This window comes from Halomonas sp. XH26 (genome assembly GCF_024138895.1).
In the GTDB taxonomy this organism is placed as follows: Bacteria; Pseudomonadota; Gammaproteobacteria; order Pseudomonadales; family Halomonadaceae; genus Vreelandella; species Vreelandella alkaliphila.
On record NZ_CP071889.1, the window covers coordinates 3,865,873 to 3,891,176 of the forward strand.

The following is a 25,304-nucleotide window of genomic DNA, read 5'->3' on the forward strand; positions in this document are numbered from 1 at the left end:
TGCATTAGTGACAATAACTTATTTAGCACCTGCTGCATAACGTTTAGGTTAACCAAATGCGCGGCGTGTGGGCGGCGCGAGCGATCCAGCGTGGGCGCAGTAAATGCCAAGCCTGCTCACACAGCGCCCAGGCTTCATTACGTGAGTTTCCGAGGTAACGTAATAACAGTACGCCCTGGCGAACGGTGACCGCCCAACGCGGGTTGTCCGGCAGCGCTTCACGTAGTGCATCAATCGCCGCACCGGCATCTTCTAAACCAACCGCCCACAGCGTGGCTTGCACCGTGGCTCCCCCCTGCCCCCAGCGCCCATTAAAACGCGGATGTGCAGGGTCTAATGGTTGGCGTTCAAGCCACAGCGGCTTGCCATCTAGGGTTAAACGAAAGTGCTGCTCAATGCGGCCTGTCACATAGGGAATTTCACTGGCGGGGCGGCCTAGCGCCATGATTTCCCAGCCCAGGCAGCGGGCACTGCGATGCAACGCAATATGCGTTCGCTGAGTGCCTTTGGAGCCATCAAAGGCAATGGTTTCCTGAGGCAGCCATTCAAGGATGCCGCCATCTGCCACGTTCAGTTCAGTCTGTTGGTTCCAGGCTACGCCCTGACTGTCAGCTTTATAAAGCTTGTTAGCCGCAGGCGTGGTGAGCAGCGCGTGGGCACCACGCTCGATGTGGGCGCGAATCGTCAGGGCATCGCCACTGACTAAACCACCGGGTGGATGCAGCACGTACACATGGCAAGCTTCTGTGCTGCCTTCTGGGTAAAACGGGCGCTGTACTCGTAGGGGCCCTTGGTGACGAGCCTGCACCAACCGGGTTGTGCCCTCACGGTCAGCAAAACGCAGCGCCAACGATGCCGCCCAGTGGCGCTCGCCATCAAAGCGATGGCCTGAGCCAGCAGCAGGTGTCGCAAGTTCACACAGAGTCATGGGCGCTATCGCTTCCTGTTGGTCAATATTTCAACTTGAAATGCAAGGAATGCGCCAAAATGGTGAAAAGTGCTTATGCGCCGCCATAGCGCCCGTATGAGATGGAAAAAGATAGTTTTCAACCTGCCCATTCCGCACCAAAAAGAATCAATCTAAAGACAGACTGCACCACGGCTGCACACTTATGCGTTTTGCTCGCGCCCGCCCACCTGGCTTGCTGGCCGTACTTGGTGATCATAAGTACCGTCGGCGATATTTTGGTTCTCTTGACATTCCATACAGAACGCCAGAAACTTAGCCAAGGCTATACTTCTTGCTTAATGCAAAATAAATTTCGCCTTACCACATTGTTTATCACTCATCGGTCAAACACTTATTGATCACACACTCATCAGTCCTTAACCCAATCTGTCTCAACCTATCGTTTAAGCTGGCATTCCGGCTGGGGGAATCATGGCAACAAGATACGCAATTGCTCTGGCAAGCCTACTTCCACTAAGCAATGTCGCCTCCGCCGGCGAGGCGCCGCTCAATGTGGTCGCGACCATTGGGATGATTGCCGATATCACCCAGGAGATCGGTGGTGAGTGCGTTAACGTAGACGCACTGATGGGGCCAGGGGTTGACCCCCACCTTTATCAGGCAAGCGCCAGCGATGTGGCGACACTGCGAAACGCAGAGCAGATTTTCTACTCAGGCTATTCGCTGGAAGGCCAGCTAGGCGACGTACTGGAAAGGTTCTCCGAGCGCACACCTACGCTTGCCGTTGCTCCTGCCTCGATTGACCCCGCATCGTTGATTACCTCACAGGATGTGTACGGCATTGATCCTCATCTGTGGATGGACGTTTCTTTATGGGCGCAAACACTGCCCACGCTCAACGAAGCGCTGAGTGAAGCGCGCCCCGACTGCGCCGCGACATTTGACGCCAATACCGAACGCTATCAGGCTCAACTGCTTGCCCTGCACGAATGGGTAAAAGACAGTATTGCCAGCATTCCCGATGAGCAGCGTATTCTGGTCACCGCTCACGATGCTTTTGGCTACTTTGGCCGCGCCTACGATATCGACGTGGAAGGCATACAGGGCATCAGCACAGAATCGGAAACGGGTATTGCTGATATTCGCAACATGACAGATATTGTGGTGGACCGCGCGATTCCGGCCCTTTTCATCGAGAGCACCATTAACCCGCGCACGGTTCAGGCAGTCATTGATGCCGCCCAACAACGGGGCCAGACTGTCGAAATTGGCGGTGAACTCTACTCCGATGCCATGGGCGACCCGGATACGGTCGATGGCACTTATATGGGTATGATCTACCGCAACACCCAGCATATTGTCGAAGCACTTGGCGGTACGCTGGCACCGCTTCCCGATGAAATGAACGATTGGGCTAACGAGTGGAAGCTCGCTCACTAATCATTCAACAAGGCACCGCAACAATGGCGACACCCGTAACGACCGACACAGCGCTCAGTATTCAGAACCTGACCGTCAGCTATCATAATCAGCCCGTTCTCTGGGATATTAATCTGGAGATTCCTACCGGCGTGATGGCAGGCATTGTCGGCCCTAACGGGGCGGGTAAGAGTACGCTGATCAAAAGCCTGCTGGAGCTTGTACCATCGCTTTCCGGCGAGGTCATGGTGCATGGTCGCCCCTACGTCTCACAGCGCAGGCGCGTTGGCTATGTGCCGCAGCGCTCCAGCGTTGACTGGGACTTCCCCACCACAGCGCTGGATGTGGTCACCATGGGTCTTTATGGCCGCCTGGGCTGGTTCCGGCGGCCCGGCCGCAAAGAGCGCAAGGAGTCACTGGAAGCCTTGGAAATGGTGGGAATGAGCGACTATGCTGACCGCCAGATCAGCCAGCTTTCCGGCGGCCAGCAGCAACGGGTATTTCTGGCCCGCGCGCTGGTGCAACAGGCTGATGTGTACTTTCTCGACGAGCCCATGGCCGGGGTTGATGCCACCACGGAGCGGGCCATTATCGACATTCTGCGCCGTCTGCGTGACGCGGGTAAAACGTTGATTGTTGTCCACCATGACCTGCAAACCGTACGTAACTATTTCGACTGGCTGCTGCTGCTTAACGTACGCGTGATTGCCAGCGGCAAGGCTGAAGACGTATTTACTATCGATCATCTCCGTCAGGCGTACGGTGGCCAGATTGCCCTGCTGAACGATAGCGACTCCCTGATGTTCGCTGCTTCGAAGGTGAAATAACCCATGCAGTGGCTCGACCTTCTATCTGACTACACCTTTCAAAACGTGGTGATTGGCGCCTCTCTGCTGGGGCTGATCAGTGGCCCACTGGGTTGCTTTGCGGTGTTACGCCGCCAGAGCCTGCTCGGCGACGCCATCTCTCATGCAGCACTGCCCGGCGTGTGTTTAAGTTTTATCATCACCGGCAGCCGCGATATCGGCGGGGTGATCATTGGCTCACTGGTTACCGGCTCGTTAGCCGCGCTGACGATGCTGTTACTGACCCGTAAAAGCCGCCTGAAAACCGATGCTGCTCTCGGCATTTGCCTGAGTATTTTCTTTGCCGTTGGCATCGTGCTGCTGACCTATATCCAGGGCACCAATAACGCTTCCCAGGGGGGGCTTGAAGCGTTCCTTTTCGGTCAGGCCGCCGCTACGCTGCGTTCGGATCTCTGGATAATGGGCAGCATCACCCTTGTCACACTCACGCTGCTCGCCGTCTTCTGGAAACAGGCCAAGTTGGTCACTTTTGATGGGCAGTACGCCCGCTCGCTCGGCATGCCCGTCAACGCCATCGAAGCCGCACTTACCGCCATGGTGGCGCTCGCCGTGGTGGTCGGCCTGCAAATGGTTGGCGTGATATTAATGGCCGCCATGATCGTGGCGCCAGCAGCAGCGGCTCGGCAGTGGAGCCGTCATCTGGGAGGGATGCTGGTGATTGCCGCTGGTATCGGTATTGTCAGTGGGGTCTCGGGGGCAACCATCAGCACTCTATCCCGAGGACTTGCGACCGGCCCGCTGGTGATTCTCACCGCAACAGCTATTGTAATCATCTCACTGGCGCTTGCCCCCGGCCGGGGCCTGCTATGGGGCTTCATCAAGCATTACCGCCAAAAAGAAGCATTGCAGAAGCAGCAATTGCTCTACGCGCTTTACAAGCATCCCTCCGCTTCACAACACTACCGCACAACATTCGGCGTGCGCAGGGTGTTGAGTCAACTTAAGCGCCAAGGCTACCTTATACGCTCCCCTGATGGCGGAACCGGATGGGCGCTAACGTCGCGGGGAGAAAAGGCAGCGCAACAGGTGGTCGCCACCTTCGAAGAGGTCGTGACATGATTGCTGAATTACTGACCGACACGGCCCTGCCTATTATTCTAGTAGGCGCCATGGTGGGCATTGCCTCCTCGGCGGTGGGTACCTTCCTTGTGCTGCGCGGCAACAGTATGCTCACTGATGCGATTAGCCACTCAATTGTGTTTGGCATTGTGATTGTCTGGCTGCTGACCAAACAGCAGAGCGGGCCCGTGCAGCTAATAGGCGCCGCATTAACTGGGCTATTAACCGTGTTGCTCACCGAAGCACTGGCCAACACCAAGCGAGTAAAACAGGATGCCGCCATCGGTCTGGTTTTCCCCGCCCTCTTCTCCATCGGCGTGCTGTTACTCAATGTCTACGCCAACGATGTACATATCGACACCCACACCGTGCTGCTTGGCGAGATCGGCTTTGTCTGGCTGGATACCATCGACCTGTTTGGCCTGCCCATTCCCCAGGCGCTGGTCTCGATGAGCATCATGACGCTGCTTAACTACGGTTTTATCGGCCTGTTCTACAAAGAGCTGAAACTTGCCACCTTCGACCCGGCGCTGGCAAAAACCTTCGGTTTTATGCCAACCATCCTGTTCTACGTGCTACTGATGCTGACCAGTTCCACTGCCGTTGCGGCCTTTGATGCGGTGGGTGCGGTGCTGTTTATCGCCTTTGCCATTGTGCCCGCCTCAGCCGCCTACCTACTCACCGACCGCCTGTGGATGATGTTTATCATCGGTGCGCTAATTTCCATCGCCTCAAGTATTTCCGGCTACTATCTCGCCGTCTACCTGAACGTTTCTATCGGCGGCATGATGGCCGTCATGACCGGCGTGTTCTTGATACTTGCCTTTCTGTTGGGCCCGCGCTATGGCCTCGCCACGCAGCTTCTCAAGCGCCACCGCGACCGTCAGTCGCCGGTGGAGCCGCCTGCCAATCTGTGAACGCCGGTTTCTCCGCTGCATCAGCAAAGCGCCCGCCGTCAGGCGGGCGCTTTGCTTGGTTGAGGTAACCGGGTGTGGATAACTTAAACGGTCAAATGCTGCTTGATCAGTTCGTTGGAAAGCTCAGCGATCTCGCCTTTGGCCACCGGACGGCCGCGATCCATAATCACAAAGCGGTCGGCGTATTTGCGCGCAAAGGGCAGTTTCTGCTCGACCAGCAATACCGTTAAGCCATCTTCCTTGATCAGTTGGCGAATCACCTGACCGATTTGCGCCACAATATTGGGCTGAATCCCCTCCCCTGGCTCATCCAAAATCAGCAGCTTGGGTTCTATCACCAGTGCGCGACCGATGGCGAGCTGCTGCTGTTGCCCACCGGATAAATCACCTCCACGGCGATGCTTCATCTCTTTTAAAACCGGGAACAGTTCATAGATACGCTCGGGGATTTTTTTCAGCCCATCACTGCGCGCTGCCAAGCCGGTGCGTAGATTCTCTTCCACGCTGAGCAGCGGAAAAATCTGCCGTCCCTGGGGGACAAAGCCAATGCCCAAACGGGAACGTGCCTCAACGGCTTTTTTGGTCAGCTCAATGTCGCTACCCTCACCCTGATAGCGTAGCTGGCCACTCTTTACGGCCACTTCGCCCATAATGGCTTTCATTAAGGTGGTTTTACCCACCCCGTTACGGCCCATCACGCAAGTGCACTGGCCTTCAGGCACGTCGAGGTCTAAATCCCACAAGGTGTGGCTTTCCCCGTAGAAGTGGTTAAGCTTTTCAATCGCCAGCATTAGGCAGCCTCCTCGTCGTCTGCACCCAGATACACCTCGACCACTTTCGGGTCGCTGGATACCTGATCCATACTGCCTTCTGCCAGCACGCCGCCTTGGTGCAACACGGTCACTTTACGGGCAATGGAACGTACAAACCCCATGTCATGCTCTACCACAACCACCGACTGTTTACCCGCCAGGCCTGTTAGTAACTCTGCGGTGCGCTCCATCTCCTGTTCCGTCATCCCGGCGACGGGTTCATCTACCAGCAGTAAACGCGGGCGCTGCATTAACAGCATGCCAATTTCCAGCCACTGCTTTTGACCGTGGGAAAGAATCCCTGCTGGCTGGTAGCGCAGCTCGGTCAGGCCAATCGTTTCAAGCACCTCATTGATACGATCTTTAATTTCACCAGTTATACGGGCAGTCAGCGTGGGAAAAATACGCTTGTCGGCGGCCATCGCCAGATCCAGGTTTTCAAACACGCTCAGCGCTTCAAATACCGTGGGCTTTTGGAACTTACGACCAATTCCCAAGCTGGCGATATCCGGTTCATTCATTTGCAGTAGATTATGACGGCTGCCAAACCACACGCTGCCTGCGTTGGGGCGCGTTTTGCCAGTAATGATATCCATCATGGTCGTTTTACCGGCCCCGTTAGGGCCGATAATGCAGCGCAGTTCACCGTCATCAATAGTCAGGTTTAAGTTATTGATTGCCTTGAAGCCATCGAAGCTCACCGAGACATCTTCCATATACAGAATCGGGCCATGGCGCACATCCACCGGTGAGGCCTGAGGAGCCATAAAATCAAATACCCGATCCCGCGTGGTTAGCGATTGCAACAAGCTCATGCGGTAGCCTCCTTCGGCAAGGTATCGGATTTTTTGCGGCGTTTTAGGTGAAGCAATAACCCCGCCACGCCTTTGGGTAGCAACACGGTGACCAAGACAAACATCGCGCCCAGGGCAAACAGCCACGCATCTGGCATCACGCCGGTAAAAATTGTTTTGGCGTAGTTAACTAAGATCGCCCCGATAACCGCCCCATAAAGCGTGGCGCGGCCACCCAGTGCCACCCACAGCACAATTTCAATCGAGAAAATCGGTGAGAACTCACTGGGGTTGATAATCCCTACCTGAGGAACATAAAGCGCGCCAGCCAAGCCTGCCAGCATGGCGGAAACCACAAATACAAATAGCTGGAAGCGTTCGACCCGGTAGCCAATAAACCGCGTGCGTGCCTCAGCATCCCGAGTTGCCACACAGACTCGACCTAGCTTGCTGGTAACAATCGCCCGACACAGGATGTAGCCCAGCGCCAGCGCAACCCCAGTGGCAATAAACAGCCCTAAGCGAGTGTCGTTACTGCGCAGGTTGTAGCCCAGCAGCTCGCGAAAATCGGTCAGTCCGTTGTTGCCACCAAAGCCCATCTCATTGCGGAAGAATGCCAACATCAGGGCAAAGGTCAGCGCCTGGGTAATAATCGACAAATACACCCCAGTGACCCGCGAGCGAAACGCTAAAAAGCCGAATACCAATGCCAATAACCCAGGGGCTAACAGCACCATGGCAAACGCAAACCAGGCCATATCAAATCCGAGCCAGTACCAGGGCAGGCTGTCCCAGTTGAGAAACACCATAAAATCCGGCAGTACCGGGTCGCCGTAAGTACCGCGATCACCAATTTGGCGCATCAGGTACATGCCCATGGCGTAACCGCCAATGGCAAAAAACGCCCCGTGGCCCAGGCTCAGAATGCCCAAATAGCCCCATACCAAATCCACCGCCACTGCTAGCAACGCGTAGCTTAAGTACTTACCGAACAGGTTCACGGTGTAAGCATTAACGTGCAGCGGGTGGCCTTGGGGCAGCGCTACATGGAGCACCGTAACCAGCAGCAGGGCGGCAAACAGCACGCCAAGAAAAATCTGCGTGGCCCGTTCGCCAAACGGGCGGGTTAGCCAAAACTGGCGTGAAGATGATTGCGTCATCATAGGTTAGCCCTCCGCAGCCCGGCCCTTCTGCGGGAAGAGTCCACGCGGGCGTTTTTGAATAAATAGAATGATGAACACCAGGACAATAATTTTGGCCAGCACGGCGCCTGCCCAGGGTTCCAACACTTGGTTGATAATGCCCAGGGAAAGCCCAGCCACCAGGGTGCCCCATAGATTTCCTACGCCGCCGAAAACTACGACCATAAAGGAATCAATAATGTAGTTCTGGCCCAGATTGGGGCCGACGTTGGTCAGTTGTGATAACGCAACGCCTGCCAAACCAGCGACGCCAGACCCTAATGCGAAGGTCATAATATCGACCCGCGTGGCGCGGATACCCATGGAGCGTGCCATGGCGCGGTTTTGGGTCACTGCACGCACTTCAAGCCCTAGCCTCGTGCGGCGCATAATCAGCATCAGCGCGGCAAACACTACCAGTGCAAAACCGAGTACAAACATACGATTAAGCGTCAGCGACAGCGCATCGTTAATCACTAATGAACCGCTCATCCATTCGGGCGTTATGACCGTACGGTTTAGCGGTGAAATCACCGTTCGCACCAGCTGTTGTAAAATCAGGCTGATACCGAACGTCGCCAGCAAGGTTTCCAATGGACGGCCCTTCAGGAACTGAATAACGCCTCGCTCAATGGCAATACCCACAAGCGCAGCCACCATAAAGCCCGCGGGAATCGACAAAATTAGCGCCAGCCCCGGCTGGCCGGGCAACAGCTGCTGCATCATCCAGGTGGTATAAGCGCCGAGCATGATTAGCTCACCATGAGCCATATTGATAACGCCCATCACGCCAAAGGTAATAGCCAGGCCAATCGCCGCCAACACCAGTACCGAGCCAAGTGAAAGTCCGAAGTAGAGCGTTTCCAGGCCACGGTTAATTTTGAGATTCTGCTCAATGCTGCTCAGCGCTTCATTGGCGGCATCGGCAATAATAGGGTCATCGCCATTCGCTGCCCGACTTAGCGCTACTCGAACACGTGGATGCAAACTGCCTCGTAGCGTTTCAACGCCTTCAAGCTCGCCGCTTTCAACTTGGTAAATCGCCAGCGCCTGGGTAAGCCTGCGCGCTACCTCGGCATCTTCTTCTTCAGCGATCAGTTGACTGAGCGGTTCGGCCAGCTCTTCATCGACCTCGCCCAGTAGTCGGCTGGCTGAAATACGCCGACGCTCAACGTTTGGCGAATACAAATCTACTACGGCAATAGCGCTGCGTAGCTGGTTGCGTAAATTGTTATTAATGCCAATACGATCCAGGTCACGGCGGGACATCTCCCCCAGCGGTTCATTGGTCAGCGCATCTGCAACTGGCCAATCGCGACCTTGATTATCGAGCACCACCACAAAGCGGCCGTCGTCAGTGCGCTGCAAGCGACCATCCAACAAGGACTGCAGCCAATCACGCGCGCGCTCATCATCGCTTTGCAAAATAGCGTTGATCGCTTCGCCTTTGGCGGAATAGGAACGCACGTCCAGCGCGTTTAGTAGCTCAAGCGCCGCTGCGTCATCAGCCTCAACGGTGGCGCTTGTTTGTGCTTGGGCGGTGACTGTGACGCTTAACAACAGCAGGCACAGCAACCCTAAGGAAAAGAAACGCCTCATGGGGTTCTTCCTTTGGTTATATTAGAAACAGTGATCTAAAAAAGGGAGGTAGCGTGCTCCCCCACCACTCAGCGTTTAGCCAAGCAGCGAGGGGTCATCATTTACTCAGCGAGGGCCGCTTCAGCCTCTTCTGCGGCGGTGCTGCCGCCACACGAGCCGTTCACCACGTTGAAGTTGCCGCACTCCATGGGCTTGCGCCAATCGGCAATCAAATCACGTGAGCCAGGCAAGTAGTCAGACCATGCATCGCCCGCTACGGTAGAAGGCGTTTGCCAGACGATATCGAACTGGCCATTGTCTTGAACTTCACCAATCAGCACCGGCTTGGTGATGTGATGGTTGGGCATCATCGCCGCATAGCCACCGGAAAGGTTAGGCACAGCGACACCGATAATCGCGTCTTTTACCGCATCCACGTCGGTAGTGCCTGCTTTACGCACCGCTTCGGCCCACATGTTAAAACCAATGTAGTGCGCTTCCATGGGGTCGTTGGTGACGGCCTCTTCGTCGCCGGTGTAGTCAATCCAAGCGTCGATAAAGTCGTAGTTGTCATCAGTATCGACGCTCATAAAGTAGTTCCAGGCCGCCAAGTGGCCGACTAACGGCCCCGTATCAATGCCGGTGAGCTCTTGCTCGCCCACAGAGAAGGCGATGACCGGAATATCGGCAGCATCGATGCCTTGGTTAGAGAGTTCGGTGTAAAACGGTACATTGGCATCGCCGTTAATCGTGGAGATGACCGCCGTGGGTTTCCCCTCTTCACCAAAGCGGCGTATTTCTGACACGATGTTCTGCCAATCTGAATGGCCGAACGGCGTGTAGTTGATCATGATGTCCTCATCAGCGATGCCATGCTCATCTTTGAGGAACGCTTCGAGAATACGGTTGGTGGTACGCGGATAGACGTAGTCGGTGCCGACCAGCGCAAAGCGCTCGATGCCGACTTCATTAATCAGATACTCAACCGCAGGAATCGCCTGCTGGTTGGGGGCGGCACCGGTATAAAAGACGTTTTCCGAGGACTCTTCACCTTCATACTGCACCGGGTAGAACAACAGGCCGTTAAGCTCTTCCGCTACCGGCAGTACTGCCTTACGGGAAACGGAGGTCCAGTTGCCGAAGATCACGTCGACCTCTTCTTGCGCCAATAGCTCTCTAGCACGCTCGGCAAATAGCGGCCAGTTAGAGGCTGGGTCGACAACAACTGCTTCAAGTTGGCGGCCCAGCAAGCCACCCGCATCGTTTTGCTGCTCAATAAGCATCTCAACGGTGTCTTTAAGAACCGTCTCACTGATCGCCATGGTGCCAGAGAGTGAGTGAAGGATACCGACCTTGATCGGGTCGTCATCCTGGGCAATAGCTTGTGTACTGGCCCCCATGACGGCGGCGGCCATTAAGGCGGTAGCGAAACGGCCAACGGTACGAGGGTGTGTCTTGCGCTGCAATGTGGTCACTTGAACCTCCTTGCGCCCCTTATGACGGGGCTCGTTATTTGAGCTTCGCGGCCAAGGACTCCCGTTATGTAACGTGGGAACGGTTGTTACGGGGCTTGGTGCATCCACTAGCTCCTAGCTGCTGCAAGGTTTGCGCCACACTACAAAAAGAAACACTAAAAAGATTAGAATCAAAAGGTTAGTTTTAAAAAAAGCAGCCCCGTCTTCACTGGCCGCACTATCGTGGCGCGCCAACATCCAAAAAATGCACGCTGTTTATGCACCACAACGACACCTCGCACCAATAGTGCACTTTCTGTTGCATACGCCTATTAATCCCGCCCATTTTTTTCACAAAAAAAGCGCCCTAGGAAACCCTAGGGCGCTTTACACGCATGCCTATGTTCTATTCAGCAGTATTCAAACGCTTAGTGCGGCGCTTTTTGAGCAACGGTAAACCAAGCGACAGCACAGCGATGACCAGTAACGATAGCGAAATCGGTTTGTCGATAAAGGTCATCCAATCACCACCGGAGATCTGCAGCGCGCGACGCATGGACTCTTCCATGATGTTGCCTAGAATGAGCGCCAGAATCAGCGGCGCGGCGGGGAAGCCGAACAAGCGCATTCCCAAACCAACCAAGCCAAAACCAAGCAGCAGTAATAAGTCGAACACGCTGAAGCTCATGCCGTAAACACCGATCATGCAGAAGATCAAAATCAGTGATAGCAACAACGGTTTGGGCAGATCGAGAATCTTGGCGATCAGCGGAATCAGCGGCAGGTTAAGCACCAGCAGAAAGATATTGCCGATATACATACTGGCGACCACGCCCCAGAACACATCCGGGCGCTGTTCAAGCATCATCGGGCCAGGATTAACCCCCATCACCAGCAGTGCGCCAAGCAGTACGGCGGTGGTGCCAGACCCCGGCACACCCAAGGTTAACAGCGGTACAAACGAGCCGGTGCATGCCGCATTATTTGCCGCTTCTGGCGCAGCAACGCCTTTGATGTTGCCTTTACCAAACGTATCGCCGTCTTTGGCAATGCGCTTTTCCATGCTATAGCCAAGAAACGAGCCGATGGTCGCGCCGGCGCCCGGCAGCACACCAGTAAAGAAGCCCAATACTGAACTGCGGCTAACCGGCCCTGCAATCTGCTTCACTTCACTGCGGGTCAATTTTAACGAACCAATCGCATTACGCGGTGCTTCTTTACCACCGCCTCCGCGCAGCAACATGTAGAACACTTCGGCTAACGCGAAGATACCCAGCGCGACGACCAGAAAATCGACACCGTCGAGCAGGTGGATAGAGCCAAAGGTAAAGCGCTCGGTGCCGGTTTGCATATCAATCCCAATGATCGAGATCATTACCCCGATAACGGCGGCAATTAAGCCTTTGACCAGCGACTTATCGGATAGCGACACAACCGCGGTTAAGCCCAGCACCATCAACGCGAAGTATTCAGCAGGGCCAAAGCTCACCGCGACTTTGGAGAGCAGCGGCGCAATCAACATCAAGAAAACAACGGAGATGGTACCGCCAACAAAGGAGGAGTAAGCGGCAATCGCCAGCGCCTTGCCTGCCAACCCTTGCTTGGCCATCGGATAGCCGTCAAAAGAGGTCGCAACCGTTCCCGCCACGCCGGGGGCGTTAAGCAAAATAGATGAGGTGGAGCCGCCGAAAATAGCGCCGTAATACACCCCGGCCATCAAGATCAGCCCTGAAGAGGGCTCCATAGCGAAGGTAATCGGGATCATCAGCGCCAACGCGCTGATCGGCCCAAGGCCGGGCAACATACCGATAATGGTGCCAGCAAAGACGCCGGCAAAGACGTAAGCGATATTGATAGGCTCAAGCGCGATGCCAAAGCCGTACATTAGATTGTTAAAGGCATCCATGGGAGTGTCTCTCTTTTAAACCCGCTAACAGTGAGCAAGCGCGGCTTAGTTAAAACGGCAGCACGCCAGTGGGTAGGTAAACATCCATTACCCGCGTCATGGTCAAATACAGCGCCAACACCACCCCAAGCGATGTTGCCAGATTGACCCCATGGCGGCGGTAGCCGTAGTAAGCGGTTAGGCCAACACACAGTAGCGTCGAAGCCAGCACAAAGCCTAACGGCACGAGCAGGAATGCATAGGCAGCAATGGCGATGGCGGTGACGATCACCCGCGCCCAAGGCGTTAGCAGTAGCGGCTCCTGGGTTTCGACTTGATCAATCTGATCGGCCCCCGCAATAGGACCAGGACGCTCAAAAAACAAGCACGCCGACAGTAATAGCAGGGAAACACCTAACACTTTTGGAAATAGGTCTGAATCCACTGGACGGGGCAGCGGAAAGTTGGGGATTTGCCAGGCCATTGCCAGATAGGCAGCCGCCACTAACGCCAACACAAGCGCTAGCCATTGGTTGGTATTGAATCGAGTCATGGGAAAGCTCTCCGAAGACGTCATTGCTGAACAGCAAGACCCTTGCGGTAACAGACAGAAGATCCCGGTGGCACGCTGCCACCGGGGGAGCCTTTGGGACGAGCGATTACTGGCGCATCAGCCCCAGGTCGGTCAACACGCTACTGAACTGCTCTTGCTGCTCATCCAGGAAGGTAGCGAAGGCGTCGCTATCCTGGTAGGCATCAATCCAGCCTAGCTGGTCGCTTGCTTCGCGCCATGCATCAGTTTCGAGCATTTCGGCGAAGAGCGCTTCGTAGTATTCAACCGCCTCTTCAGGCATTTCCGGCGCGCCCATTACGCCACGCCAAATATCGAAGGTGTAGTCGTAACCTTGCTCTTGGTAAGTAGGTACATCGGCCAGTCCACCGCCCAGGCGCTCTTCGGAAGAAACGCCCAGCGCGCGTAGCTGGCTACCTTCGCCCAGCTGACCTACCGCTTCACCGGCACCGCCAACCACTGCCTCAATATGGCCACCCATCAGGTTAGTCATGGCGTCGCCACCACCCGAGAAGGGAATGTAGTTGACCGAGGAGGCTTCCATACCCGCCGCGGAAGCAAGACCGGCAACCGAGATGTGATCCATTGAGCCCGGCGCACTACCACCGCCCACGCTCAAACTAGGATTCTCTTTGAGCGCTGCAAAAAGATCATCCAGGTTTTGATACTCGGAATCTGCCGCCACCAAAATAATCGAATAGTCGGTATTGATACGCGCAATCGGGGTGAAGTCGGTGTGGTCGTAACGCGATGCGCCTGCCAGGGGTACTAAAATCATCGGCGGGCTGGTGGCGAAAAGTTTATGCGGATTGCCGTTATCACGGGCTACCTGAGCCCAGGCAACTGCACCGCCACCGCCAGGCACGTTAATGGCTGCAAAGCTTTCGTCGGCCAGCTCTTCTTGCTGAATAACGCGGGACATGGTGCGCACTAGCGTGTCCCAGCCGCCACCGGGGTTGGCCGGGGCAACAAACTCAATTGAACGGCTCGGTGTCCACTCTTGGGCGCTGGCAGACGTTGTCATGGCAAGGGCTGCCATCGGTAAAGCAAGCACGGCAAAGCGCTTTAGGGGAAGCATGGTCATGGGCGTTCTCCACATTAGCTATGTTGTTATATTAGCTGTGTTATAGATGGTTGTTATCTACGTATCTTTGTGTGGTTACACCCTTCACATTAGAAGACCGCTACTCCTCGCGACAAGCTTATGACCATTAATGACAAAAAGTGCTTTTTGTGCGTTTTGTTCATTTTGTTCACGGCCGGTTAGAACGGCTCGTTTACAGTGATTCCAGCCATGTTGAGGAGGATTCCAGCAGCCGATAACGTCGCTCAGGGCGGCCAACATCGCCATAGCCAATTTCTGCATTAACCGCTTGTTCGGCTACTAAAAACTCCAAATAACGCCGCGCTGTTGAACGGCTTGCGCCCATTGCCTGCGCTACTTGCATCGCCGTTTGGGAATCATGCTCGGCAGCCAGCGACTCCACCACACAGCGCAGGGTCAAGCGGTCGATGCCTTTAGGTAACGTGCGCGTAGCTAGCCGCGCAGGTTCACCTGGTTGTAAGCGAGCAAGCACCTGATCCAGCTCGTCTTGACTCATTTCAGCCCGATTCGCCAATGCCTCTCGCTCGCGGCGAAAACGTGTCAGCATTTGCGTCATACGTGTCGCTTCAATCGGTTTAATCAGATAATCAAAAACGCCACCACGCAACGCTTCGCTGATGGTTTCTACTTCGCGGGCGGCTGTCACCATGACGATATCCACATGCACATAGTCGCGGCGAATGGCCCATAGCAGCTCCAGACCCTCCACATCAGGCAAGTAAGCATCTAATAAGATGAGTTGAACAGCATCAGCATGCTGGGCCATCAGGGCTTTTGCTTCGTTGCCGTTACGTGCCAACCCCACCACATAAAAGCCGTCGCTCTGCTCAATAAAAGCCTTGTGGATATCGGCAATGCGAAAATCGTCTTCGACGACCAAAATACCGTACTGCGTCGCAGACATAGTGTTTCCTCTTCCTGGCGTCGTTATTATGATTTAAGGCGTTGTGGCTATTGGGTCGCAAAGCGCGCGATCCAGCACGGCAATAAAGCACGCGCCGCCTAACTCGCTCTCTTCTAATGTCACCTCGCCGCCATGCTGACGGCACAACCGCGCGACCAGTGCTAAACCAATGCCACGATGTTTACCGGTTTTGGTAGAAAACCCATCTTGAAAGATCGATTCCGCATGCTCGCCGGGCACACCTGAGCCGTTATCCTCTACTTCAATCAACAGCTGCTCGCCCAGATCCGTAAAGAACAGGCGAACTTTCGGGGTGTCACTGTTTGGACCATTAAGCGCCGCATGACAGGCGTTATCTAATAAGTTGCCCACAACGCTCATCATGACCTCTTGCCCAGTGACCGTCAGTGGGCAAGAGAGCGAGCTCTGTTCATCAATTTCCAGCGCGACGCCTAGCTCTCGTGCTCGCGTCAATTTACCCAACAAGATGCCGCTGAGTACTGCGTCAGCCACGTGACGCATTAAAAAGCTCATTTGCGCCTGAGCACGTTCGGTTTCGTGGTGAATCAGCGCTAGCGCCTCATCAACGCGGTTAAGCTGCAGGAGACCAGAAATGGTGTAAAGCTTGTTGGAAAACTCGTGGGCCTGGGCACGCAGCATATCGACATCACGACTTGCCTGGGTAAGTGCCTGGGAAAGATCAATAATTTCGCGGCGACTGCGAAATGTCGCAACGGCACCTTCGATCTCACCTTCGTGCAAAATAGGCACGCGGTTGGCCACCACAGGATGGTCGCCCAGCCACATTTCCTGGTCAAACTCTTGCTCGCCGTGCTTTAACACCTCGCTTAAGCGCGAGTTGGGCACCACCTCACGGATTGGCTGCCCCAGCAAAACCTGTTCATCCGATAGCCCTAGAAAACGGCGTGCCTGCTGATTCACTAACGTGATCTGACCATCGCGGTTAACCGCCAGGATACCTTCGTGGATAGATTGCAGGATGGCCTCTTTTTCCATGGCCAAGCGGGCTATCTCATAAGGCTCTAAACCAAGGATGACTTTTTTAAGATGCTGCGACAGCCAATAGGCCCCGGCAAATCCTAGCAAAATCATCAGCGCCACCAGCGCCCACCCTAAGCTGGTATAACGGGCGACATCCATATCTACTCGTTCTAGCATGAAGCCCACCGAAACCACCCCGATGATGTTGCCCTCTTCATCCCAGATGGGCGTTTTGCCCCGCATGGCGGTGCCTAACGTTCCGGTAGCTTCCGATACGTATGACTGACCATAAATCAGCGCCTGATCGTTATCCCCGCCCACCATTGGCTGGCCGATACGCTCAGGCACTGGGTGCGAGTAACGAATCGACTGGACATTACCTACCACAACATAACGGGCACCGGTCTCATGACGAACGCGTTCAGCAAGCGGCTGGATAATCAGCGCAGGATCGGGTGTCGAGAAAGCATTAACAATTTGCGGCATGCCCGCGACGGTCTTGGCCACTGCCAATGCCCGCTCGCCCATTTGGTGGGTGATAATTTCTGCTTTACGGTGGTTCAGATAGGTGCCTTGCGCTAGCAACATACCCGCCAGCAGAAAGCCGACCAGCAGCATGACTTGCAGGCGAAAACTTCGCTTGTACCAGCGGCGTTTGGCACGAGTACGGCGCCAGCGCTGTAATTCGGCCAACGTACGTGGGCGTGGGGCGGTCATAAAGGAACTCACTAGGCGCGACAGCGTCATTATGGCATGCAGCGCCAAGCGGCGTTAGCCGTTGCGCTTTTTCGACTATTTGCTTATTTAGCAGCCACTGATTTTGTTTTTATCGATATACTCAGCGCTTTTAAAGCGTGCATGACGAACTCTCATCCTGCAACATCGCAGCCGCTCACAAAGACCGCTACTCAGGAGGAGTTACGTGTTGAGTTTCTTAAGAAATGTCTTATTAGCTAGCTTGTCGCTATGGGCAACTTCCGCCGCCGCTTATCCATTTTACGCCCCACCACCGCCACAAGATGATACGCCGGTGTTCAGCGGCGATGCCGAACTTGGTTTTACCCACCTTTCCGGCAATACCAATAGCCAAACATTGATCGGCAAGACACGCCTGACGTGGCTGACGGGAGACTTCACTCATTCGCTGCGCGGTGAAGTCCGCAATGTGAGCAAAAATGGAGAAACCAGTGCTGAGCAATATTTAGTGGCAGGCAGAGAGCGTTTTGACTTTAGCGGGCCCCACTATTTGTTTGGCTTTGCCCGCTGGGAAAAAGACCGCTTTGCTGGCTACGACCAGCAGCTTTCTGCCATTGGTGGCTATGGCCGTCAATTGCTATCCGGTGAGCAACACTCACTATCGTTAGAAGCAGGCCCAGGGTATCGTAATGACCGATTACGCGACGCCGATAATGAGCAATTGGCAGTTGCTTATACAGCACTCGACTATCAATTTGGATTCTCAGACTATGCTGATATCGCCCAGGAAATGTCGGTGGAATATACCCGCAAGAACACCACAGCGCGTTCATTAACGGCACTCACGGCTCGGCTAAATTCACGACTATCGCTACGCCTTTCCCATGAAATAAAACACAACTCGCAGCCGCCTGAAGATACCAGCGAACGCACTGACAGTACCACCAGCGCATCACTGCTCTATCACTGGTAACGCGCTACAGCTTCCTCCCCAAACAAGCTCCGCATTATTTTTCATTTATTATCAAATATTTAAATAACAGCCTAACCAGTTATGACTGCCATTAACCTATTCATAATGGTGCATCTCGCTTATTTTTCGCGCCATTTTTATGCAATTCCCCTCTCAGCATTAGACTTTGGTCTATGGACAAGATATACTACCCGCAGTTTCCTGTCCTCGCGCCATTCATTGAATGGCGCTTTTTTTTGTTTCGAAAATCGAATGCTTTTAGGCGTTACGCCTACTCACGCACGGTTTTGTTAAGCTCAGTGCTCTGCTTACCCATCCCCCTCATTAAACATAGGTGTTCTTAATGAACCACCCTGCCAACACAAGCGAGGGTACTTCGCGGTTTTCCCTCGGCGACCCCATCGTACTGGTGCTTAGCATCGGTTTCATCTTGGCGTTTCTTGGCCTCTCCTTTTATGACATTGATCTTGTCGCCAACTCAATCAGCGCCGGTTTTGCTTGGACAGCCCTGGTGCTAGGCAGCTACTTTCAATTGTTACTGTTACTGACTTTTTTTATTGCCATTGGTCTGGCAGTTACGCCAGCGGCAAAAGCCAAGATTGGCAATCTCGATGCACCAGAAATGAGTACATTCAAGTGGCTATCCATTATTCTGTGCACATTGCTAGCAGGGGGTGGTGTCTTCTTCGCCGCCGGAGAACCGGTATATCATTTTGTGGTAACACCACCTGCCTTTGACACCGAAGCCGGCACCGCCGAAGCCGTCTCAAGCGCCCTTGCCCAATCGTTCATGCACTGGGGCTTTTTGGCCTGGGCGGTACTTGGCTCGCTAACCGCGGTGGTGCTTGCCCACGCCCACTATGTGAAAGGCCAGCCACTGCAGCCACGCACACTGCTTTACCCGGTTTTTGGCGAGCGGCTTATGCGTGGCCCGCTAGGTGGCGTGGTAGACGCTTGCTGCGTGATTGCGTTGGTAGCAGGTACTGTCGGCCCCATTGGATTTCTAGCCACTCAGGTAAGTTTTGGCTTGCATGAGCTGTTCGGCCTTCCCGAAGGCTACCTTGGGCAACTTATTATCCTTGCGGTACTAGGCTGCATTTACGTGCTCTCTTCGATGAGTGGTGTTCATAGAGGCATTCAACTGCTTAGCCGCTTTAACGTACTGCTGGCACTTGCCATTGGCGCGGTGATCATCGTGTTTGGCCCTACGCTGTTTTTGGTCAACACTTATGTATCGAGCATGGGCGCTTACATTAGTAATTTTTTCACCATGGCAACCATGACCGCCGACACCGCTCCCGCATGGTGGATGCAGTGGTGGACAGTCTTTTTCTTTGCCTGGTTTATTGGCTATGCACCGCTGATGGCGATATTCGTAGCGCGTATTTCACGCGGGCGTAGTATTCGCGAAATGATTCTTGCCGTGGCGGTACTCGCCCCGATTGCGACTACCGTATGGTTCACTCTGCTGGGTGGCTCAGGCATTTATTATCAGCTCACGGGCGTCATTGATCTGGCAGAGGCACTAAATAATTTCCAGTTTGATGTAGCGACGCTTACCGTGGCCCAAGCGCTCCCCGGCGGCACCTGGATGGCACTGGCAATATTATTATTGACGACAATTTTTGTGGCCACCACAGGTGATTCGATGAGTTATGCCATTGCTGTAGTAGGTGCTGGCCATGATGACCCAAGCCCATACGTGCGTGCTTTCTGGGGGATTGCCATGGCGCTAATGGCGGCAGTGCTGCTGTATATGGGAGCAGGACAAATTGGCGCCTTACAGCAATTTATCGTGATTACCGCGATTCCCGTTTCACTGATTTTACTGCCATCGCTGTGGAATGGCCCACAGGCAGCCTACGCCATGGCGCGCGAGCAAGGCATTATCGAGTAACGGTTAATAGTCCTTATGTAGCCCTTATGTTATAGACCTTCCAGTAGGCGCAGAATCATCTGCGGCTGCTGGTTGGCTTGAGCCAAGATAGCGATACCGGCCTGCTGTAGAATTTGCGCGCGAATTAGATTGGAAACTTCACGGGCATAATCAGCATCTTGGATGCGCGACTGAGCAGCAGACGTATTAATGATGTTGGTATTGAGTCCATCGATCACACTTTCGAAGCGATTTTGCACCGCGCCTAAATAGCTCCGCTGGCGATCCACCTGTTGAATAGCATCATCCATCGCCTTTAGCGGGTTATCCGTGGCGCTGCCATCATCTAAAACACTAAAGCTGTCCAGCCCCAATGCCTGCCTATTCATGGCTGCAAAGCGCACCGCAATGCTATCGCCATCGTTAGCACCCACCTGAATATTTACCGCTTTGCTACTATCAAACAACTTGATGCCGTTGAAATTACTCTGCTCGGCAAGGCGATCAATCTCTTCTAGGCGTTGATCGATCTCATTTTGAATTGAACCAAGATCATCGGAAGAGTTAGTGCCATTAGCCGCTTGAACACTCAACTCACGAATACGTTGCAAGTTATCGTTAATTTGGTCGAGCGAACCTTCCGCTGTTTGCGCCATGGAAATGCCATCATTGGTATTGCGAATGGCTTGCTCCATGCCACGTAGTTGAGCCCCCATGCGATTGGCAATCGCCTGCCCTGCCGGATCATCCTTGGCACTATTGATGCGTAGCCCAGAAGAAAGACGCTCCATAGCGGTCTGCATCGCCTGCTGACTGCTGCGCAGATTATTCTGCACGATAAGGGACATCAGATTTGTGTTTAGGCTTAGCAACACTCGTCTCCGAGGAAGGTCAGCCTGCCCAAGGGTAGGAGGCTACATTGCTATTATCGGCCGCGCCGCAAAAATCATGAACATGTTCGTTGTTTAAGTGTGCGGCGGCTGGCAGCAAGTACTTCATCTACCGGGCGACGCACGTAACTATGCAGGTAGTACCCCTCATCGATGACGTCTCCGTCCCACGCCACAATATCCAAGTCCATGGTTCTAGGCCCTGATTTAATGGGACCTCGCACACGTCCCAGACGGTTTTCCACCTCTTTTAAGTAAGCACGGAAAGCGTCGTGATCAAGGGAGGTACGCACGAGTAACGCGGCATTCAGGAAGTCCGGCTGGTGTTGATAGCCAACCGGCGTTGTGCGAATCGCTTCTGAGCTGGCTATCAGCTCACACTCGCTGCGCAAAATAGTCAGAGCTTCGTGAAAGTGGTGTTCCGGCTCAATATTGGTACCGAGAGAGATTAAGCATTCATGGAGGGCCGTATCTGGCGTAGTGCTTAACGACGAGAGTGGCATAGCTGCATCCTAATCTTGTAGACCCTAATTTAGAAACCCGGCGCTTAGCGTCAAAATTCGAAGGCGGTTGTCAGGTCATATTGATGATACGTAAGATTAGCTTGCCTGCTATTTTGTTCAAGCTATGTACAAGATATTGACAAACGCTACGCTCACGCAGAAAGTCATACACAACGCTAACGTTAATCCACTTGGGGAACTTGCATGAGTTCATCAGCTGCACTGATCACTGGCGGCGCAACACGTTTGGGACGCTATTTCGCCGAAGCCCTAGCGGCTAAGGGCTATGATATTGCCTTACATGTGAATAGCTCACGTGGTGAAGCCGAAGACGTTGCCAAGACGATTCGCGCCAAAGGACAGCGCTGCGAAATACTGCCATGCAACTTCCTAAGCGACTCTCTTGAAGAGCTTGTGACAACCGCCAAACAACACTTCCCAAACTTAAACGTGCTTCTTAATAGCGCCTCTGCATATGAACCTGCTCCCATTTCAGGCACCGACATGGCCATGCTGGAAACGCAGTTTAGGGTCAATATGTTCACACCTTTGCTGCTCACACGTTACTTTGCAGACGCCGTCGATAGAGGCCAGGTCATTAATATTATTGATAATAAAGTGGCATATCACCAGTACCCGTATGCCGCGTATCTATTATCGAAAAAGAGCCTTGCTGATATGACGCGTATGGCAGCGCTAGAGTTTGCACCACGCCTGCGTATTAATGGTATTGCTCCCGGCGTGGTACTGCCCGCTTCTCAACGCACCAGCGACTATATTCAATGGCGAATTGAAGGTATACCCGTTAAACACCAGGGTGATCCCGCCCACCTTGTACAAGCGTTGCACTATTTATTAGACAATGACTTTGTTGCTGGGCAAATTCTCTTTGTCGATGGGGGGGAGTCGATCAATCTTGAAGGGCAACATTCCGAAAACTATCCAGGCTGAAAGCATTCCAACCTATCTTTCAAATCTATCTTTCAAACTTATCTTTAAAACCTGTCTTTAAAATCTGTCTTTAACGCCCTCTTACGCCATACGCTGCCGATGCTTATTAAGTCATTCGGCAGCTTTTCGTTGACGGTACGTTAAGCCCTGCACGATTTAATCAAAGGTCACATTTCCCACCTTCCATGGACAGAAGAGTTGTCTGTAGACTCGTGAAAGTCGTCTTATTTCAGCTGGCATACAACTCATCTAGGCGACTATTCCAACAATAAAAAGGAATTTCTCTTGGACAAACTCGCGCAACAACTGGGGCTGCGCACAGACCCAACTATTTTCTTTTTCTCTGCAGGATTGATGCTGCTGTTTCTGGCTGATTCTCCTGCTGTGGATAGCACTCAGCCGTTACGGCAATATTCGCTTGGGCGGCGAAGACGATCGGCCGGAGTACGGCGTTCTAACGTTCTGACGAATATGAATTAAAGCGGATGTTTCAACAACAACGCCGCCCCTTGGGGCGGCGTTGTTGTTTAGTTAGCCGTGTCAATAACCGGCATTCTATTACACACCGTCAACATCACCATGATCAGGTTTTAGATGATCAGACTCTTTTGTGGCCTGCACTGACTGATTGGATGGCTGTTCGCTTTCCTGACGGATTGGCGATGTTTCTACCTTTTTCCGTTCAGCAGTGGAGTCCAACACGCGCACATTAGCGGGAGGTGTTTTGCCACCTTTAGTTTCACCGAAATAGAGTGTGGTATGCGGGAATGGAATCTCGATGCCTGCTGCATCAAAGCGCAACTTCACTAAACGGTTATAAGCACGACCAACACCCCACTGATCGCCCGGCGTCGTCTTGATCACCACACGAATATTGACAGAGCTGTCGGCCAGCGCGGTAACGCCTGCGACCGTCAAGTCAGCCAGCAGCTTATGGCTGTGCTCTTCGCTCTCTTTCAGATCTTCGAACGCCAACTGCAGCTGTTCAATCGCCTCGTCAATGCTCTCGTTATAGCCAATACCGTATTCACCGACGTGGTTACCGAACTCACGCATATAGTTCGACACAGTATCAACACTGGAAAACGGCACGATATGGTAAGTGCCAGACAAATCACGTATCCCTACCGAACGAATACTTAATCGTTCGGCAGTACCGGTGACACCGCCTACCGTCACCACATCACCGGTATTCATGGCATTCTCTACCTGAATAAAGATGCCCGTAATAACATCTTGAACCAGTCTTTGACCACCAATACCAATCGCTATACCCAACACACCGGCACCAGCAATGAGCGGCCCGATATTAATGCCTATTTCCGACAATATGATCATGCCGGTCATCGTCACCATGGTAATCACTAAGGCGTTACGGAACAGACTCAACAGCGTTTTAGCACGCGCAGAAGGCTCACCATGCCCCGTTTCCGGGTTGAGCTTATGTTCGATCAGACTCGCTAGCCCCAGCCACACACCGAACGCAATGATCAAGATTATGGCGACGCTGGTAAGTTTCCCGACGAGGTTCGCGCCACGTTCGGAGGCATACCATGCCGCTAAGTTAAACACTCCCCAAGCATCCAAGACGACCATAATGACCGTTATTAATAACACGGTACGCAGCACACGTAGGGCATTGGGCACATAGCTATTTAAGCGCACTTCCAGCATCGGTAGCTTACGACGCAGATCATCGGATAGCTGAATACGACGGCCAATCGTTTGCGTAAGGAACGCCGAGATCAAAAGGCCGATGACCACGGCTGCCAATGTCTTCAATGTGGCAAACAGTACAAACGGCAATGCATCCCCAGGGCGTGTCAACGTCAGCACAAACACCATCAGGAAGTAGAGCAATGCGAATAAGTGCCAGGTTCGAGCAAATAAGCGCAGCGACACGCGGCTAGCGGTCATCGTCGCTCGCGCTGCCATCTGGTTAAGATTATCACGCAGGCGTACACGGTTTTTAAGCACGACGCCGACCGCGTAGATGAAGGCCAGCAACATAATAAAGGTGCCGACTGCTTGACCCAAGGTCGCCGCAATATAGAAATTGACCAGCGGCACGACCACCATCAAGCCATAGCCGACCATGCCAATTAAACGCGCTAACCAGCGATTCCAGTAGGAAGCTTCTTTTGCTGAAATAGGTAACAAGCGCAGCCCTTCATAGCGGGAAGAGAACAGCATACGCACACCGGCTTTCAACAGCTCAATAACCAAGAAAGCGTTCAGGAATAGCGAGGCACGAGTAGAGAGTTCTCCCGTTTCCCCCACCGCAAATGCCGCCAACAAGTTACCGCCAACGTAAGCAAAAGCAACCAACAGCACATCTACGACGGCAGCAATAGCAACACACAACACCAAACGCAGCACGGGCGTTAAACCGCTGCCCTGTTGAGACCACCCGCTAATTTTAGTGAATAACGGTTTAGCCAAACGGCGGCAAAGCAAAAATATCGCGAACGTCGCAACAATCACGATACCCAGATTAATTGCCGCACTAACAAACGCGGCCATGTCGAACGAGCTGGCGCCTTGGCCGGTAAACAGGTTGCCCACCACGGCCACTGCCTGCTCTATCTGTCCACCCACATCGCCAACCACACGACTGGTTAGCTCTGCAAGCTGCCTGGGCAGCGACACATCCTCAGGGGCAAGGTTGCTGCCCTGGGCGGCGGCCTCTGGTGATAAGTCACTGGTAAGCTCATTGGGTAACGCTGACGCTTGGTTTCGCAACAGCTCAATCAGCTCTTGGCGTGCCTGCTCATCTTCCAGCAGATCGGCAAGAGCCGAATAAGAGGGCTGCTCTTCTGCGTTAGCGACGTCTTCGCTCTGCGCACTTAGCGTAGTTTGAGCCAGTGCTGGCGTTGTCAGAAAGGCGAATAGCATCAATAACCAGATGCCTAGCCTGGGGAATAAACGTAATGGCGTCACACCTAAACCTCCCTTTGG

22 protein-coding genes are annotated in these 25,304 nt (G+C 53.7%); 8 read left to right on the forward strand and 14 right to left on the reverse strand.

The window, feature by feature from the left end; all coding sequences use genetic code 11:
* Window positions 1-43: 43 nt before the first annotated feature.
* Window positions 44-928: an urease accessory protein UreD gene (locus J4377_RS17635; protein ID WP_253486280.1), complete on the reverse strand. Its 885-nt coding sequence runs from the start codon at window positions 926-928 to the stop codon at window positions 44-46.
* A gap of 453 nt (window positions 929-1,381) precedes the next feature.
* Between J4377_RS17635 and J4377_RS17640 the strand changes: the two genes are divergently transcribed.
* Genes J4377_RS17640 through J4377_RS17655 form a run of 4 tightly spaced genes read left to right on the forward strand, consistent with a single transcriptional unit; the run spans window position 1,382 to window position 5,171 of the window.
* The gene (locus J4377_RS17640; protein WP_253486281.1) at window positions 1,382-2,350 is read left to right on the forward strand and encodes a metal ABC transporter solute-binding protein, Zn/Mn family; all 969 of its coding nucleotides are present in this window, start codon (window positions 1,382-1,384) and stop codon (window positions 2,348-2,350) included.
* Window positions 2,351-2,373: 23 nt separating this feature from the next.
* Window positions 2,374-3,156, forward strand: a complete 783-nt coding sequence (locus J4377_RS17645; RefSeq protein ID WP_253486282.1) for a metal ABC transporter ATP-binding protein — start codon at window positions 2,374-2,376, stop codon at window positions 3,154-3,156.
* 3 nt (window positions 3,157-3,159) lie between these two features.
* On the forward strand, window positions 3,160-4,254 hold the full coding sequence (locus tag J4377_RS17650) for a metal ABC transporter permease (protein ID WP_253486283.1): 1,095 nt from the start codon (window positions 3,160-3,162) through the stop codon (window positions 4,252-4,254).
* On the forward strand, window positions 4,251-5,171 hold the full coding sequence (locus tag J4377_RS17655) for a metal ABC transporter permease (protein ID WP_120386092.1): 921 nt from the start codon (window positions 4,251-4,253) through the stop codon (window positions 5,169-5,171). The genes J4377_RS17650 and J4377_RS17655 overlap by 4 nt, the downstream gene beginning before the upstream one ends.
* Before the next feature lie 83 nt (window positions 5,172-5,254).
* Here the strand turns inward: J4377_RS17655 and urtE are convergent, their stop codons facing one another.
* From urtE to J4377_RS17705, 10 genes are all read right to left on the reverse strand, one after another.
* A complete protein-coding gene (gene urtE / locus J4377_RS17660; RefSeq protein WP_253486284.1) occupies window positions 5,255-5,962 on the reverse strand; it encodes an urea ABC transporter ATP-binding subunit UrtE in 708 nt (235 codons plus the stop codon).
* A complete protein-coding gene (urtD, locus tag J4377_RS17665) occupies window positions 5,962-6,798 on the reverse strand; it encodes an urea ABC transporter ATP-binding protein UrtD (RefSeq protein ID WP_253486285.1) in 837 nt (278 codons plus the stop codon). Before urtD ends, urtE begins: the two co-directional genes overlap by 1 nt.
* Window positions 6,795-7,940 (reverse strand): urea ABC transporter permease subunit UrtC, encoded by a 1,146-nt coding sequence (gene urtC, locus J4377_RS17670; RefSeq protein WP_253486286.1) that lies wholly within the window; start codon window positions 7,938-7,940, stop codon window positions 6,795-6,797. Before urtC ends, urtD begins: the two co-directional genes overlap by 4 nt.
* A gap of 3 nt (window positions 7,941-7,943) precedes the next feature.
* Entirely contained in the window at window positions 7,944-9,557 is a 1,614-nt protein-coding gene (gene urtB / locus J4377_RS17675) for an urea ABC transporter permease subunit UrtB (RefSeq protein WP_253486287.1), read from the reverse strand.
* A 101-nt stretch (window positions 9,558-9,658) separates the two neighbouring features.
* Window positions 9,659-11,011, reverse strand: a complete 1,353-nt coding sequence (urtA, locus tag J4377_RS17680; protein WP_253486288.1) for an urea ABC transporter substrate-binding protein — start codon at window positions 11,009-11,011, stop codon at window positions 9,659-9,661.
* A gap of 385 nt (window positions 11,012-11,396) precedes the next feature.
* Window positions 11,397-12,896, reverse strand: coding sequence for a tripartite tricarboxylate transporter permease (locus tag J4377_RS17685; RefSeq protein ID WP_030071064.1), 1,500 nt, complete (start codon window positions 12,894-12,896; stop codon window positions 11,397-11,399).
* A gap of 49 nt (window positions 12,897-12,945) precedes the next feature.
* On the reverse strand, window positions 12,946-13,428 hold the full coding sequence (locus tag J4377_RS17690; protein WP_253486289.1) for a tripartite tricarboxylate transporter TctB family protein: 483 nt from the start codon (window positions 13,426-13,428) through the stop codon (window positions 12,946-12,948).
* 106 nt (window positions 13,429-13,534) lie between these two features.
* Complete coding sequence (locus J4377_RS17695; RefSeq protein WP_253486290.1) at window positions 13,535-14,530, reverse strand: tripartite tricarboxylate transporter substrate binding protein; 996 nt, start codon at window positions 14,528-14,530, stop codon at window positions 13,535-13,537.
* Window positions 14,531-14,723: 193 nt separating this feature from the next.
* Window positions 14,724-15,455 (reverse strand): response regulator, encoded by a 732-nt coding sequence (locus J4377_RS17700; RefSeq protein WP_095603464.1) that lies wholly within the window; start codon window positions 15,453-15,455, stop codon window positions 14,724-14,726.
* Between the two features lie 33 nt (window positions 15,456-15,488).
* The gene (locus J4377_RS17705) at window positions 15,489-17,174 is read right to left on the reverse strand and encodes a sensor histidine kinase (RefSeq protein ID WP_253486291.1); all 1,686 of its coding nucleotides are present in this window, start codon (window positions 17,172-17,174) and stop codon (window positions 15,489-15,491) included.
* Between the two features lie 208 nt (window positions 17,175-17,382).
* On the opposite strand from J4377_RS17705, the gene J4377_RS17710 reads away from it, so the two are divergent.
* A complete protein-coding gene (locus J4377_RS17710; protein WP_038486415.1) occupies window positions 17,383-18,126 on the forward strand; it encodes a YdiY family protein in 744 nt (247 codons plus the stop codon).
* Window positions 18,127-18,469: 343 nt separating this feature from the next.
* Window positions 18,470-20,023 carry a BCCT family transporter gene (locus tag J4377_RS17715; RefSeq protein WP_038479378.1) on the forward strand — a complete coding sequence of 518 codons (1,554 nt, stop codon included), beginning with the start codon at window positions 18,470-18,472 and terminating at the stop codon, window positions 20,021-20,023.
* Window positions 20,024-20,052: 29 nt separating this feature from the next.
* On the opposite strand, the gene J4377_RS17720 is transcribed toward J4377_RS17715, so the two are convergent.
* Both J4377_RS17720 and folK read right to left on the reverse strand, forming a co-directional pair.
* Entirely contained in the window at window positions 20,053-20,874 is an 822-nt protein-coding gene (locus J4377_RS17720) for a flagellin (protein WP_120387312.1), read from the reverse strand.
* Between the two features lie 74 nt (window positions 20,875-20,948).
* The gene (gene folK, locus J4377_RS17725) at window positions 20,949-21,395 is read right to left on the reverse strand and encodes a 2-amino-4-hydroxy-6-hydroxymethyldihydropteridine diphosphokinase (RefSeq protein WP_198348791.1); all 447 of its coding nucleotides are present in this window, start codon (window positions 21,393-21,395) and stop codon (window positions 20,949-20,951) included.
* Window positions 21,396-21,599: 204 nt separating this feature from the next.
* Here folK and J4377_RS17730 point away from each other — a divergent pair, with 204 nt between their 5' ends.
* Both J4377_RS17730 and J4377_RS17735 read left to right on the forward strand, forming a co-directional pair.
* Entirely contained in the window at window positions 21,600-22,346 is a 747-nt protein-coding gene (locus J4377_RS17730; RefSeq protein ID WP_253486292.1) for an SDR family NAD(P)-dependent oxidoreductase, read from the forward strand.
* A gap of 388 nt (window positions 22,347-22,734) precedes the next feature.
* Window positions 22,735-22,812 (forward strand): BCCT family transporter, encoded by a 78-nt coding sequence (locus J4377_RS17735; RefSeq protein ID WP_253488165.1) that lies wholly within the window; start codon window positions 22,735-22,737, stop codon window positions 22,810-22,812.
* Between the two features lie 92 nt (window positions 22,813-22,904).
* Here J4377_RS17735 and ybiO read toward each other — a convergent pair whose 3' ends face one another.
* On the reverse strand, window positions 22,905-25,286 hold the full coding sequence (ybiO, locus tag J4377_RS17740; protein WP_253486293.1) for a mechanosensitive channel protein: 2,382 nt from the start codon (window positions 25,284-25,286) through the stop codon (window positions 22,905-22,907).
* Between the last annotated feature and the right edge of the window lie 18 nt (window positions 25,287-25,304).